13 protein-coding genes are annotated in these 13,016 nt (G+C 58.6%); 10 read left to right on the top strand and 3 right to left on the bottom strand.

The annotated features are described in order from the left end of the window. Positions 1–89 precede the first annotated feature (89 nt). Positions 90–2,141 (bottom strand): methionine--tRNA ligase, encoded by a 2,052-nt coding sequence (gene metG / locus NHU87_RS25540; protein ID WP_253553509.1) that lies wholly within the window; start codon positions 2,139–2,141, stop codon positions 90–92. A 330-nt stretch (positions 2,142–2,471) separates the two neighbouring features. On the opposite strand from metG, the gene apbC reads away from it, so the two are divergent. Beyond that, a complete protein-coding gene (apbC, locus tag NHU87_RS25535; RefSeq protein WP_253553507.1) occupies positions 2,472–3,566 on the top strand; it encodes an iron-sulfur cluster carrier protein ApbC in 1,095 nt (364 codons plus the stop codon). Positions 3,567–3,693: 127 nt separating this feature from the next. On the opposite strand, the gene NHU87_RS25530 is transcribed toward apbC, so the two are convergent. Further along, entirely contained in the window at positions 3,694–4,452 is a 759-nt protein-coding gene (locus NHU87_RS25530; RefSeq protein WP_253553505.1) for an SDR family oxidoreductase, read from the bottom strand. A 166-nt stretch (positions 4,453–4,618) separates the two neighbouring features. Here NHU87_RS25530 and NHU87_RS25525 point away from each other — a divergent pair, with 166 nt between their 5' ends. The 4 genes from NHU87_RS25525 to groL all read left to right on the top strand — a co-directional run bounded on the left by NHU87_RS25525 (position 4,619) and on the right by groL (position 8,127). Next, a complete protein-coding gene (locus tag NHU87_RS25525; protein ID WP_253553502.1) occupies positions 4,619–5,350 on the top strand; it encodes a HugZ family protein in 732 nt (243 codons plus the stop codon). 66 nt (positions 5,351–5,416) lie between these two features. Further along, entirely contained in the window at positions 5,417–5,893 is a 477-nt protein-coding gene (locus NHU87_RS25520) for an FxsA family protein (protein WP_038981886.1), read from the top strand. 247 nt (positions 5,894–6,140) lie between these two features. Then, the gene (locus NHU87_RS25515) at positions 6,141–6,434 is read left to right on the top strand and encodes a co-chaperone GroES (RefSeq protein WP_030128183.1); all 294 of its coding nucleotides are present in this window, start codon (positions 6,141–6,143) and stop codon (positions 6,432–6,434) included. 49 nt (positions 6,435–6,483) lie between these two features. Further along, positions 6,484–8,127 (top strand): chaperonin GroEL, encoded by a 1,644-nt coding sequence (groL, locus tag NHU87_RS25510; RefSeq protein ID WP_008155543.1) that lies wholly within the window; start codon positions 6,484–6,486, stop codon positions 8,125–8,127. Between the two features lie 170 nt (positions 8,128–8,297). Here the strand turns inward: groL and NHU87_RS25505 are convergent, their stop codons facing one another. Beyond that, the gene (locus NHU87_RS25505) at positions 8,298–9,041 is read right to left on the bottom strand and encodes a phosphatase PAP2 family protein (RefSeq protein ID WP_253553499.1); all 744 of its coding nucleotides are present in this window, start codon (positions 9,039–9,041) and stop codon (positions 8,298–8,300) included. Between the two features lie 219 nt (positions 9,042–9,260). On the opposite strand from NHU87_RS25505, the gene colR reads away from it, so the two are divergent. The 5 genes from colR (at position 9,261) to NHU87_RS25480 (ending at position 12,984) form a co-directional block, all read left to right on the top strand. After that, positions 9,261–9,944: a two-component system response regulator ColR gene (gene colR, locus NHU87_RS25500; RefSeq protein ID WP_008069526.1), complete on the top strand. Its 684-nt coding sequence runs from the start codon at positions 9,261–9,263 to the stop codon at positions 9,942–9,944. Beyond that, complete coding sequence (locus tag NHU87_RS25495) at positions 9,934–11,208, top strand: sensor histidine kinase (RefSeq protein WP_253553496.1); 1,275 nt, start codon at positions 9,934–9,936, stop codon at positions 11,206–11,208. The genes colR and NHU87_RS25495 overlap by 11 nt, the downstream gene beginning before the upstream one ends. Before the next feature lie 156 nt (positions 11,209–11,364). Continuing rightward, positions 11,365–12,033: a class I SAM-dependent methyltransferase gene (locus NHU87_RS25490; protein ID WP_253553493.1), complete on the top strand. Its 669-nt coding sequence runs from the start codon at positions 11,365–11,367 to the stop codon at positions 12,031–12,033. Between the two features lie 4 nt (positions 12,034–12,037). Further along, a complete protein-coding gene (locus tag NHU87_RS25485; RefSeq protein ID WP_253553490.1) occupies positions 12,038–12,754 on the top strand; it encodes a lipopolysaccharide kinase InaA family protein in 717 nt (238 codons plus the stop codon). A gap of 2 nt (positions 12,755–12,756) precedes the next feature. Further along, on the top strand, positions 12,757–12,984 hold the full coding sequence (locus tag NHU87_RS25480) for a hypothetical protein (protein ID WP_253553488.1): 228 nt from the start codon (positions 12,757–12,759) through the stop codon (positions 12,982–12,984). Positions 12,985–13,016: the final 32 nt, after the last annotated feature.

Genomic DNA, 13,016 nt, shown 5'->3' with positions numbered 1-13,016 from the left:
CATTATCCGGCAAGGAAGGAGGGTGGGCCAGACATGAAAATCCCACAGTCGTGCCGGGCACGACTGTGGGATTGGCTTACCGCAGGCCTTTACTTGATGCGTTGACCCGGCTTGGCGCCGCTGTCGGGGCTCAGCAGGTAGATTTCTTCACCGCCAGGGCCTGCCGCCATCACCATGCCTTCGGAGATCCCGAATTTCATTTTGCGGGGCTTGAGGTTGGCGATCATCATGGTCAGGCGACCATTGAGCTTGGACGGGTCCGGGTAGGCGCTCTTGATCCCGGAGAACACGTTGCGTTGCTCGTCACCAATGTCCAGGGTCAGGCGCAACAGCTTGTCGGCACCTTCCACGGCTTCGGCCTTGACGATCAGCGCCACGCGCAGGTCTACAGCGGCAAAGGCGTCGAACTCGATTTCTGGCGACAGCGGATCCTTGGCCAGTTCACCGTTGCCGGCGGGTGCAGTTTCGCCGGTGTCGGTTGCGCTGGCGGTCAGGTCTTCTTTCGAGGCGTCGGTCATGGCTTGCACTTTCACCGGGTCGATGCGGGTCATCAACGGTTTGAACTCGTTGAGCTGATGGTTGCTGAGCAAGGTGGCGTGGTCGTTCCAGGTCAACGGTGCGACGTTCAGGAATGCCTCGGCATCGGCGGCCAGCAACGGCAGCACCGGTTTGAGGAAGATCACCAGTTGACGGAACAGGTTGATGCCCAAGGCGCAAATCGCCTGGACTTCATCCTGCTTGCCTTCCTGTTTGTTCAGCGACCACGGCGCCTTGTCGGCGATCCAGGCGTTGGCGCGGTCGGCCAGGCCCATGATTTCGCGCATGGCGCGGGCAAAGTCGCGAGCTTCATAGGCTTCGGCAATGCTCGGTGCCGCGGCCAGGAAGGCATCGGTCAGTTCCGGCGCGGCGTTGCCGGCTACCAGCACACCGGCGTTGCCTTTATGGATGAAACCGGCGCAACGGCTGGCGATGTTGACGACTTTGCCGACCAGGTCGGAGTTGACCTTCTGTACGAAGTCTTCGAGGTTCAGGTCCAGGTCATCGACGCCACGGCTCAGCTTGGCGGCGTAGTAGTAGCGCAGGTATTCCGGCGACAGGTGATCCAGGTAAGTCCGCGCCTTGACGAACGTGCCGCGGGACTTGGACATCTTCTGGCCATTGACGGTCAGGTAGCCGTGCACGTTGATGCCGGTCGGTTTGCGGAAACCGGAGCCTTCAAGCATGGCGGGCCAGAACAGGGCGTGGAAATTGACGATGTCCTTGCCGATGAAATGGTACAGCTCGGCGGTGGAATCCTTGCCCCAGAACGCATCGAAATCCAGGTCCGGACGGCGGGCGCAGAGATTCTTGAAGCTGGCCATGTAGCCGATTGGCGCATCCAGCCACACGTAGAAATACTTGCCCGGCTCGTCGGGAATCTCGAAGCCGAAGTACGGCGCGTCGCGGGAGATATCCCATTGTTGCAGGCCAGCATCCAGCCATTCGGCGATCTTGTTGGCCACGGCCTCTTGCAAGGTGCCGCTGCGGGTCCAGGCTTGCAGCATTTCCTGGAAGTCCGGCAGCTTGAAGAAGAAGTGCTGGGAATCCTTGAGCACCGGGGTGGCGCCGGAGATGGCCGACTTCGGATCTTTCAGGTCGGTCGGCGCGTAGGTCGCGCCGCATTTTTCGCAGTTGTCGCCGTACTGGTCTTCGGTGCCGCACTTCGGGCAGCTGCCCTTGATGAAGCGGTCGGCCAGGAACATTTTCTTTTCCGGGTCGAAGTACTGAGTGATCGAGCGCGTGGCGATGTGCCCGGCGTCGCGCAGCTTCAGGTAGATCTGGCTCGACAGCTCACGGTTTTCTTCTGAGTGAGTGGAGTGGAAGTTGTCGAAGTCCACCAGGAACTCGGCAAAGTCGGCGCTGTGTTCAGCCTGGACATTGGCGATCAGTTGTTCCGGGGTGATGCCTTCCTTTTCCGCGCGCAGCATGATGGCCGAACCGTGGGCGTCGTCGGCGCAGACATAAATGCATTGGTTACCGCGATGCTTCTGGAAGCGCACCCACATATCGGTCTGGATGTATTCCAGCATATGGCCGAGGTGGATCGAACCATTGGCATAGGGCAGGGCACTGGTGACGAGGATCTTGCGTGGCTCGGACATGGGGCTCGGCTACTTGATGAAACGGAGGTCGGCCACTATAAAGCGCCGGCGCATATTTTTCACCCCCAAGGCCAGCCTCCACGGACCTTTGTAGCAGCTGGCGAAGCCTGCGTTCGGCTGCGCAGCAGTCGTAAAACCAGACACCGCGGTGTTTCAGATAGTACGAGTTATCCGGATTGGCGACTGCTGCGCAGCCGAACGCAGGCTTCGCCAGCTGCTACAGGTGCGTAGGCTCATAGGATATTTGTCACATCTTGAAAGCATGCCGTCCAGGCCGGAGAACAGGTACGATACCCGCCTGATTTTCCAGTCTTGCTATCGGAGTTGCCCATGAGCGCCGTCAATCGCGCAGCGGTGGAAGCCGTCCTTCGCCAATACACCGACCCTTACCTGAACCAGGACCCTGTCAGCGCCGGGTGCGTGCGCAGCATCGATATTCAGGGTGATCGCGTCAGCGTCCAGCTGGAACTGGGTTACGCCGCCGGTCTGTTCAAGAGCGGCTGGGCGCAGTTGCTGCAACTGGCCGTCGAAGGCCTGGACGGCGTCGTCACCGCGCGCGTCGAGATCACCAGCGTGATCGCCGCGCACAAGGCCCAGGCACAGATTCCGGGGCTGGCCAACGTCAAGAACGTCGTGGCCGTAGCGTCCGGCAAGGGTGGCGTGGGCAAATCCACCACCGCTGCCAACCTGGCCCTCGCGCTGGCCCGTGAAGGCGCCAAAGTCGGGATTCTCGACGCGGATATCTACGGTCCGAGCCAAGGCATCATGTTCGGCATCCCTGAAGGCACCCGACCAAAGGTCAAGGATCAGAAGTGGTTCATTCCGATTGAATCCCATGGCGTCGAAGTGATGTCCATGGCCTTCCTGACCGACGACAACACGCCGATGGTCTGGCGCGGGCCGATGGTGTCCGGCGCCCTGTTGCAACTGGTCACGCAAACGGCCTGGGGCGACCTGGATTATCTGGTCATCGACATGCCGCCAGGCACCGGCGATATCCAGTTGACCCTCGCACAGAAAGTCCCGGTAGCCGGCGCGGTGATCGTGACCACTCCGCAAGATCTGGCATTGCTGGACGCACGCAAGGGCGTGGAGATGTTCCGCAAGGTCAACATCCCGGTGCTGGGCGTGGTGGAAAACATGGCCGTTCACATCTGCTCCAACTGCGGGCATGCCGAGCATCTGTTCGGTGAGGGCGGTGGCGTGAAGCTGGCCAACCAGTACGGTGTCGAACTGTTGGCTTCATTGCCACTGTCGATGCTGATTCGCGAACAGGCCGATGGCGGCAAGCCAACGGTGATCGCCGAGCCGGACAGCCAGATTGCGATGGTTTACCAGGAACTGGCCCGCCATGTCGGCGCGCGGATTGTGTTGCAGGAAGCGGTAACGCCGGCGATGCCGAACATCACCGTCAGCGACGATTGATATCGATCAGACAACGCTGATACCTGTGGGAGCGAGCTTGCTCGCGATGACGGATTAACATTCAACAGATGAGTTGACTGAACTACCGCTATCGCGAGCAAGCTCGCTCCCACAGGTTTTTTAGGCCTTAAATCCGCAACCCGCCATCCAATTCCAGAATCCGACCGGTGTAGTAGTCGTTCTCAAAAATGTAGGCTGCCGACTGGGCGATCTCTTCAGGTTTACCCATGCGCTTGAGCGGAATCCCGGAGGTCATTTTCTCCAGCGCTTCCGGCTTCATGCTCAGGGTCATCTCGGTCTCGATGAAACCCGGCGCAATGCCCGCCACGCGAATACCGTAACGTGCCAGTTCCTTGGCCCAGGTCACGGTCGCCGCAGCGACACCGGCCTTGGCGGCGGAGTAGTTGGTCTGGCCAATGTTGCCGGCGCGGGAAATCGACGAGATATTGATGATCGCGCCGCTGTTTTTCAGCTCGACCATTTTTGCCGCGACTTCACGGGTACACAGGAACACACCGGTCAGATTGACGTCGATTACCGCCTGCCATTGGGCCAGGGTCATCTTGGTCATTTCGCCGTCCTTGACCTTCAGCAGCAGGCCGTCTCGCAGAATACCGGCATTGTTGATCAGGCCATGGATCGCGCCGAAATCGTCGGCCACCTGGGTGACCATGTGGGTTACTTGCTCTTCATCTGCGACGTTGCACAGGTAGGCGCGAGCTTCGACACCCTTGGCCTTGCAAGCAGCGACGGCGGCGTCGAGTTTTTCCTGATTCAGGTCCACCAGCGCCAGCTTCGCGCCTTTGCCTGCAAGATACTCGGCCATGGAACGGCCTAAACCCTGGCAACTGCCGGTGATAATGATTACTTTGTCAGTGAGTTGCATTCGCATAAGCCCCTTGGCAGATCGGAGTGGTTTCCTTCCTCGAGGGCCTCTCGATCTGAGCCTGATATGGCTTGGCTGCACATGAGAACTGCCCCTATGGCGTACTGGAACTTTTACCCAGGCGCCTGTCCGTTTTTTTGACGGATCCTATATAAGGAGTCATAAATTGAGCATTGTAGTGGCTAAGCATGCCCGAGAATTACTTCTCAAGGAATACCGTGGAGTGCTCTCGACGCACTCCAAGGCGATGCCCGGTTTCCCGTTTGGCTCCGTGGTTCCGTACTGTCTGGACGAACAGGGCCGGCCGCTGATCCTTATCAGCCGCATCGCTCAGCACACCCACAATCTGCAGAAAGATCCAAAATGTTCGCTATTGGTAGGTGAGCGTGAAGCCGAAGACGTACAAGCCGTTGGTCGTCTGACTTACCTCGCTGAGGCCCAAAAGCTTCAAGACCCTGCTGCCATCGAGGCGGCCGCCGAGCGTTACTACCGCTATTTCCCCGATTCGCAGAACTATCACAAGGCCCATGATTTCGATTTCTGGGTGCTCAACGAGGTACGTCACCGCTACATCGGCGGTTTCGGTGCGATCCACTGGATCGATCAGTTGACCCTCGCCAACCCGTTCGCCGGCAAGGCCGAAGTGAGCATGGTCGAGCACATGAATGCCGATCACGCCAAAGCCATTGCCCACTACGTCGAACTGGCGGGGCTGCCGAAAACGGCTCCGGCGCAATTGGCCGGCGTCGACACCGAAGGCATGCACTTGCGCATTGGTCAGGGGCTCTACTGGTTACCGTTTCAAACGCCCTGTAATACGCCGACACAAGTCCGGGAAGCCTTGGTTTTCCTGGCTCACGCCGAGCATTGGCCGAAAAATGCAGTGGCCGACGCTTGAATTCACGAAACGGCGACGTCATCTAGGGAAGACTGGCAAGGCATTCTTGCGTTGAGGAACCATTTGATGCGCCCTTTTTTGTTGCTCTTTGTACTGTTTCCGGTGTTGGAGCTGTTCGTATTCGTCAAGGTCAGCGGGGCGATCGGGTTTTTCCCGGCCCTGCTGCTGATTATTCTCGGCTCGATGCTCGGCGTGTTCGTGCTGCGTATCGCCGGTCTGGCTACTGCGCTGCGCGCCCGTGAAAGCCTGAACCGCGGCGAGCTGCCGGCTCAGACCATGCTCGAAGGCCTGATGCTGGCCCTGGCGGGTGGTCTGTTGATCCTGCCAGGCTTCGTCACCGACGTGCTGGGCCTGATCATGTTGCTGCCGATCTCTCGTCGACTGCTGGCGAACAAAATGCGTCTGCGCGCCGAGGAACAAGCGATGCGTCAGCGTGCGTTCGCCGATGACCTTCAGCCACGGGGCGGTCCCGCTCCGCAGCAGCCACTGGGCCGTGAGCCCAATGTGATCGAAGGCGAGTTCGAACACCGCGACTCCAAGTAACACTTCCATCAACACGGCACCTTCGGGTGCCGTGTTCGTTTTCAGGGCATTGAGGTAAAAATTTTTCGCTCCCCGCCCTTGAAATAAGCTTGTACGCCCTTATGTAACGGTCACCGCAAGGTTTCTGGCAATTGCGCCAGACAGACTTCCGCGGTTCGCTCGACGAACCGCACCCGGCTCCGCCGGATTTGTTAAACCCGCCGGGATTACACCGGCCGATGAAAACCACAATTAGGAGAGATCGACAATGAAGCTTCGTCCTCTGCATGACCGCGTCGTCGTCCGTCGCAGCGAAGAAGAAAAGAAAACCGCTGGCGGTATCGTCCTGCCAGGTTCGGCTGCTGAAAAGCCAAACCAGGGTGAAGTCCTCGCTGTAGGCCCAGGCAAAGCACTGGACAGCGGTGAAGTGCGTGCGCTGGCCGTGAAAGTGGGTGACAAGGTTGTGTTCGGCCCTTACTCCGGCAGCAACACTGTGAAAGTCGACGGCGAAGACCTGCTGGTAATTGGCGAGAGCGAAATTCTCGCCGTTATCGAAGGCTGATTCCCCGCTCATTTTCCCGCTACTACAAAGTATTTAAGGAATATCGATCATGGCTGCTAAAGAAGTTAAATTCGGCGATTCCGCCCGCAAGAAAATGCTCGCCGGTGTCAACGTCCTGGCTGACGCAGTAAAAGCGACCCTGGGCCCTAAAGGCCGTAACGTGATCATCGAGAAGAGCTTTGGCGCTCCGACCATCACCAAGGATGGCGTTTCCGTTGCCAAAGAAATCGAGCTGAAAGATCGCTTCGAAAACATGGGCGCGCAGCTGGTCAAAGACGTTGCCTCCCGTGCCAACGATGACGCAGGCGACGGCACCACCACCGCTACCGTTCTGGCTCAATCGATCGTCAACGAAGGCCTGAAAGCCGTCGCTGCCGGCATGAACCCGATGGACCTCAAGCGCGGTATCGACAAAGCCACCATCGCGATCGTCAAAGAGTTGAAAGCCCTGTCCAAGCCTTGCGCTGACACCAAGGCCATCGCTCAGGTCGGCACCATCTCGGCCAACTCCGACAGCTCCATCGGCGACATCATTGCCGAAGCCATGGAAAAAGTCGGTAAAGAAGGCGTGATCACCGTTGAAGAAGGCTCGGGCCTGGAAAACGAACTGTCGGTTGTTGAAGGCATGCAGTTCGACCGTGGCTACCTGTCCCCGTACTTCGTCAACAAGCCAGAGACCATGACCGCCGAACTCGACGGTCCGCTGATCCTGCTGGTCGACAAAAAGATCTCCAACATCCGCGAAATGCTGCCAGTACTGGAAGCCGTTGCCAAAGCCGGCCGTCCACTGCTGATCGTGGCCGAAGACGTTGAAGGCGAAGCCCTGGCGACTCTGGTTGTGAACAATATGCGTGGCATCGTTAAAGTCGCAGCCGTCAAGGCTCCAGGCTTCGGCGACCGTCGCAAGGCCATGCTGCAGGACATCGCTGTTCTGACTGGCGGTACCGTTATCTCCGAAGAGATCGGTCTGAGCCTGGAAAGCACCACCCTGGAACACCTGGGTAATGCCAAGCGCGTGATCCTGTCCAAAGAAAACACCACCGTGATCGACGGTGCCGGCGTTGAGGCTGACATCCAGGCTCGCGTTCTGCAGATCCGTCAGCAAGTGGCTGATACTTCGTCCGACTACGACCGTGAAAAACTGCAAGAGCGTCTGGCCAAACTGTCCGGCGGCGTAGCAGTGATCAAGGTTGGCGCTGGTTCCGAAGTTGAAATGAAAGAGAAGAAAGCCCGCGTTGAAGACGCCCTGCACGCTACCCGTGCAGCCGTTGAAGAAGGCGTGGTACCTGGCGGCGGCGTGGCACTGGTTCGCGCTCTGCAGGCTATCTCCGAGCTGAAAGGCGACAACGATGACCAGAACGTTGGCATCCAGTTGCTGCGTCGCGCTGTTGAAGCGCCACTGCGCCAGATCGTCGCCAACTCCGGCGACGAGCCAAGCGTAGTAGTCGACAAGGTCAAGCAGGGTTCGGGTAACTACGGTTACAACGCTGCGACCGGCGAATACGGCGACATGATCGAAATGGGTATCCTGGACCCGGCTAAAGTGACTCGTTCGGCTCTGCAAGCGGCTTCGTCGATTGCCAGCCTGATGATCACCACCGAAGCCATGATCGCCGAGATCAAGGAAGACGGCCCAGCTGGCGGCGGCATGCCAGACATGGGCGGTATGGGTGGCATGGGCGGCATGATGTAAGCCAGCGTTACCCCGTACATAAAAACCCCGCCTGCGTTAAGCAGGCGGGGTTTTTTATTTGCCCGTTACAAAAGTGTGTTGTTCGTGAGGGCGCCTTCGCGGGCAAGCCTCGCTCCTACAAGAGATCAGCTGAATCTGTAGGAGCGAGGCTTGCCCGCGAAGGCGTCAGCTCAGACGCTGACAGGCTCCATGTTGGCTACTCGCTCAGCCTTGGAGGCCGGTCGATAAAGAATGTAGTAATACGCCCCCAGACAAATCAGCCAGCAGAAAATCGCCGTCCACACGTTGTGTGAGAAGAAGTGCGCGCCCTGCATCATCCGGCTGATGGAAAACACCGAGCCCAACGCGAAGGCGAAGACAAACGCCTTGCGTGCCAGGCGCGGGCGACGATCGCGCAATACGAAGAACAGCGCAAACAACGTGAAGCCAGTCGCCGCATGACCACCCGGCCAGCAACGGCCCGGCTTGTCGGTGTGCGGGCGAGGGCTGAGCAGTTCGCTGTAGGTTTCGTGCCCGCCGAATTGCTCCAGGCTCCATGGACACTGCACCGCCGTCATGGCTTTGACCGGGGTAACGAACGATGTCGCCAACGCCAGGGACAACACCAGGCAACCCAGTTCACGTTTGAATGGTTTGAGCCTTTCCAGGAAAAAGGAACCGATGAAGCCCAGGATGGCGAACACCGAAAAGGCGATGACCACTTGCTTGGCCCGGTCATGCAGGATGTTTTCCAGGAAGTAACTGTGCCGTCCGATGAACTCGCCTGCCATCGGGTCATAGAACCGCTTGGCAAGGTCCAGGTCCAGGGAGGTCAGTTCGAGCAACAGCAGGGTGATCGCCGCAATGGCGGGCACTCCCAGGCATAGCCAGGCATTCAGTGGCCTGGAAGCGGGGCGGACAGCGGTCGAAGCCATGGCAATTCCTTGGTGAGTGCAAATGTTCTGGAAAGCGCAACCGCGGGGAGTCTGGACACGCCGCTGTCGTCAGCCTGTGAATCGATGGTGAAAAAGTTGTTAACGCTGTCCCAGGCTTTTTTGTCGGATTGAACCCCTGCACGCCACTCTATCCCTGAGCCACACTTGGCCTTAAGCTGCGCGCCAAGACAGCCGTTACTGTGTACGGAGGAGGTGCCGATGCGAATTCTATTGGTTGAAGACAACCGCGATATCCTGGCCAATCTGGCCGATTATCTGGGGCTTAAGGGTTACACCGTGGATTGCGCGCAGGACGGTTTGTCGGGCCTGCACCTAGCGGCCACCGAGCATTACGACTTGATCGTGCTCGACATCATGCTGCCTGGCATCGACGGCTACACCCTGTGCAAACGCCTGCGCGAAGACGCCCGCCGCGACACGCCAGTGATCATGCTCACCGCGCGCGATCAACTGGATGACCGTTTGCAAGGCTTCAAATCCGGTGCTGACGACTATCTGATCAAACCCTTTGCTCTGTCCGAACTGGCCGCGCGGATCGAGGCGGTCATGCGCCGTGCCCAAGGGGGCGGTCGCCGTGCCTTGCAAGTCGGTGATCTGAGCTACGACCTCGATACGCTGGAAGTAACGCGCGAAGGTCGCCTGCTGAAACTCAACCCGGTGGGCCTGAAGTTGCTGGCCGTGTTGATGCAGAAAAGCCCCCATGTGTTACGCCGCGAAGTTCTCGAAGAGGCCCTGTGGGGCGATGACTGTCCGGACAGTGACAGCCTGCGCAGCCACGTCCATCAACTGCGTCAGGTGATCGACAAACCGTTCGACAAGCCCTTGCTGCACACAGTGCATGGCGTCGGTTATCGCTTGGCCGAGGGCCGTGATGGAGTTTAAGCAGAGCCTTGCCCAACGGATCATCATCGCCTTTGCGTTGATGAGCGCATTGGTGGCGGGAGCCTTCGCCATGGGCATTGTGGCGACCGTGCACCTGGTGGAAGAAAAACTGATTTCTGCAGGTCTGGGCGGCGATTTGCAACGCCTGTTGCTGATGGACAGCGTGTCGGACTGGAGCCACCGCCCCGAGCCGGACCAGCTGTTCTATTTCAGCGGTGGGCCGGGCGACTTCGAATTGCCCAAGGATTTGCGGCACCTGGACTCAGGCTTTCATGAAGTCTTTCGCGAGCAGCTGTCGTATCACGCGATGGTCGAAATCGTCGACGGTCGGCGTTACGTGCTGATGCAGGACCAGAGCGATTTCGAAGAGCGTGAGCGGGTGCTGTTTGCCGTGGTGCTGGTGGGTTTTGTCCTGAGCCTGGCATTGGCAGTATTTCTGGGCTGGGTGCTGGCGCGCAAGGTTATGGCACCGGTGGTGCGCCTGGCCCGTCAGGTGCGTCATCGCGATCAGTTGCTGGGCCTGGCGCCGCCATTGGCGCCGGACTATGCCGCCGATGAAGTGGGTGAACTGGCCGTGGCCTTCGACGCTACCCTGGGGCGCTTGCGTCAGGCGTTGACCCGTGAGCGATTGTTCACCAGTGACGTCAGCCACGAGTTGCGCACGCCGTTGATGGTATTGGCCAGTTCCTGTGAGCTGTTGCTGGAAAACCCCGGCATCGATCAGCGCGGCCGTGCTCAGGTCGAGCGAATTGCCCGTGCGTGTGCCGAGATGCGCGAGCTGGTGCAAACCTTCCTCATGCTGGCTCGCGCTCAACATGAAGACGCCAGCATGGCACCCCAGCAGACCCTGAGCCAGGTAGCCGACGGGTTGCTTTGCCAATGGCGCGAGCCGATCGAAGCCAAGGGCTTGACGCTGAGTTTTGAGCCGGGCAATCCGCCGGAAACCCGCTATAACGCGACCCTGTTGCATGCGGTGATGGGCAACCTGTTGCGCAATGCGCTGCATTACACCGAACATGGCTACATCCGCCTCGCCCTGACGGATACAGGGTTCGTGGTCGAGGACAGCGGCGTGGGCATTCCCGAGGAAAAACGCGAGGCGATGTTCGAGCCTTTCGTGCGCGGCAACGAGAAACGCGGCGAGGGCCTGGGGCTGGGGCTGTCGCTGGTGCAGCGGATCTGCGAGAACCAGGGCTGGAGTGTCAGCCTGACCAACATGGAGCCCAATGGTTGCCGTTTTCAGGTGGAGTTGAATCAGGAATAGCGGTGAACTGGCCGATCTTTTGATCCTGAATTCGGCCCTGGTAAAACCCTGAAATAATTCCGGGTTTACATGACAAATTTTTCACTTACGCATGACCTGACGCTGACACGGCGCGCCCTAAGGTGGTAGCTATCAGAAGTTCAGGAGATTGCCGTGATGGCTGGCCCGATCAAACTCGATTTTTCCGAAAAATACGACGATCAACACGCACGAGAGTATCTGCTCAAGCACCAGAGTGGCCTCAGTCGCAAACTGTCCCATTGGCGTGACGAGCAACTGGCACGCAAGGCTCTGACTCTGGTCGGTGAGCCGGGGCTGGTTCTCGATCTGCCATGTGGCGCGGGGCGTTTCTGGCCATTGCTGGCGGAAAAAAACAACCGTGTCATCATCGGCGCCGACAACTCGGAGTCCATGTTGAAGATCGCCATGCAGGCGCAACCCGCCGACGTGGTAAAACGGGTACAACCCTTGCACACTTCTGCATTCGACATTGCCTTGCCCGATAACGCTGTCGACAGCATTTTCTGCATGCGCTTGCTCCATCACATCGGTGAAGCCGAGCATCGCCTGGCCATTCTGCGCGAATTCGCACGCGTCACTCGTGACAGCGTGATTGTTTCGTTGTGGGTAGACGGCAATTTCAAGGCCTGGAAACGCAAACGCCTTGAGCAGACGCGTGGGCAGGAGGGTTACCAGAATCGATTTGTGTTACCGGCTGCCACGGTTGAAAAGGAATTCGAGCAGGCGGGTTTTCGGATCCAGGCAGACTTGGATTTTTTACCGTTGTATGCCATGTGGCGGGTATACGTATTACGCAAGAGGTAACAAGATGGCAGTGCAATGTGCAGCACCAACGGAAGTGACTTCTCGGGACCGCTTCGACGACTTCTGGAACCTGCGCGGTGAATGGGTAGAAGAACCCAACGTCCGTCGCGGTGGGGAAAGTGGCGTGCAGCGCGTTATGGGCAGTGATGGACAGCTGCTCTACACCAAGCGTCAAATCGGGCATACCTATCGCAGCGTATTACACCCGTTCGGTCGGCCGACGGTGTTGCGCGAGCGTGATGCGCTTATCGGTTTGCGCCTGCTCGACGTTGGTGTTCCGGAAATCGTTTTCTGCGGGGCACAGCGCGATCCCGAGAATAATGAATGGCGGGCATTGCTGGTTACCAAATCCCTGGATGGCTTTGAGGAAATCAAACACTGGTACGCGGGTGGCGGCCGGGAGCGTTACGGTGAGGCGGTACATGATCGCGTATTGAAGGAGCTGGCCGACAACCTGGCCCGCATGCACAAGGGCCGTTGGCAGCACAGCTGCCTCTACATCAAGCACGTATTCGTGCGGGTCACCGGTGAAGGCGAGTCCGCCAGGGTCGAGCTGGCATTGATCGATCTGGAGAAATGTCGGCAGCGTTTGACCGCCCGTCGCGCAGCGGTCCATGACCTGAAGCAATTGCGCCGCCACTCGTCGTTCAGCGATACAGACTGGAAAAAACTCGTCTATTTTTATGAGACGGCGTTTGGCAGCGCTATCAAAGGCTTATAACAATGAAACTCGAAATTGCACGAGGTTTGTTTTTAGCCGGAGCCTTGGCAGTTGCTTCATTGGCGGTGGCAGCGTGGGAGCAGCCCCGTACGCAAGTCCTCAGCTCCGTGCACGGTGATGCACATTGTCCGTTGCCCCGGGTTGCCAAAGCACCCGTGGCCACTGAACCCGATCATGACTTGTTGCTGTTCATGTTCGGACTTTCTCAAGGACTGAGGCCACAAAGTTGAACAGATTGAAGCCCAAATAAAAGGCCTCGCAG

Source organism: Pseudomonas mandelii (assembly GCF_024138395.1).
GTDB classification, from domain to species: Bacteria; Pseudomonadota; Gammaproteobacteria; order Pseudomonadales; family Pseudomonadaceae; genus Aquipseudomonas; species Aquipseudomonas mandelii_E.
The sequence above is the reverse complement of the archived record's forward strand: the minus strand, read 5'-3'. Positions and strand labels throughout refer to the sequence as shown.

What these genes read in the sequence shown, in the direction of transcription:
- metG (WP_253553509.1), bottom strand. Translation starts at nt 2,141, where the DNA reads ATGTCCGAGCCACGCAAGATCCTCGTCACCAGTGCCCTGCCCTATGCC.
- apbC (WP_253553507.1), top strand. Translation starts at nt 2,472, where the DNA reads ATGAGCGCCGTCAATCGCGCAGCGGTGGAAGCCGTCCTTCGCCAATAC.
- NHU87_RS25530 (WP_253553505.1), bottom strand. Translation starts at nt 4,452, where the DNA reads ATGCAACTCACTGACAAAGTAATCATTATCACCGGCAGTTGCCAGGGT.
- NHU87_RS25520 (WP_038981886.1), top strand. Translation starts at nt 5,417, where the DNA reads ATGCGCCCTTTTTTGTTGCTCTTTGTACTGTTTCCGGTGTTGGAGCTG.
- NHU87_RS25515 (WP_030128183.1), top strand. Translation starts at nt 6,141, where the DNA reads ATGAAGCTTCGTCCTCTGCATGACCGCGTCGTCGTCCGTCGCAGCGAA.
- groL (WP_008155543.1), top strand. Translation starts at nt 6,484, where the DNA reads ATGGCTGCTAAAGAAGTTAAATTCGGCGATTCCGCCCGCAAGAAAATG.
- NHU87_RS25505 (WP_253553499.1), bottom strand. Translation starts at nt 9,041, where the DNA reads ATGGCTTCGACCGCTGTCCGCCCCGCTTCCAGGCCACTGAATGCCTGG.
- colR (WP_008069526.1), top strand. Translation starts at nt 9,261, where the DNA reads ATGCGAATTCTATTGGTTGAAGACAACCGCGATATCCTGGCCAATCTG.
- NHU87_RS25495 (WP_253553496.1), top strand. Translation starts at nt 9,934, where the DNA reads ATGGAGTTTAAGCAGAGCCTTGCCCAACGGATCATCATCGCCTTTGCG.
- NHU87_RS25490 (WP_253553493.1), top strand. Translation starts at nt 11,365, where the DNA reads ATGGCTGGCCCGATCAAACTCGATTTTTCCGAAAAATACGACGATCAA.
- NHU87_RS25485 (WP_253553490.1), top strand. Translation starts at nt 12,038, where the DNA reads ATGGCAGTGCAATGTGCAGCACCAACGGAAGTGACTTCTCGGGACCGC.
- NHU87_RS25480 (WP_253553488.1), top strand. Translation starts at nt 12,757, where the DNA reads ATGAAACTCGAAATTGCACGAGGTTTGTTTTTAGCCGGAGCCTTGGCA.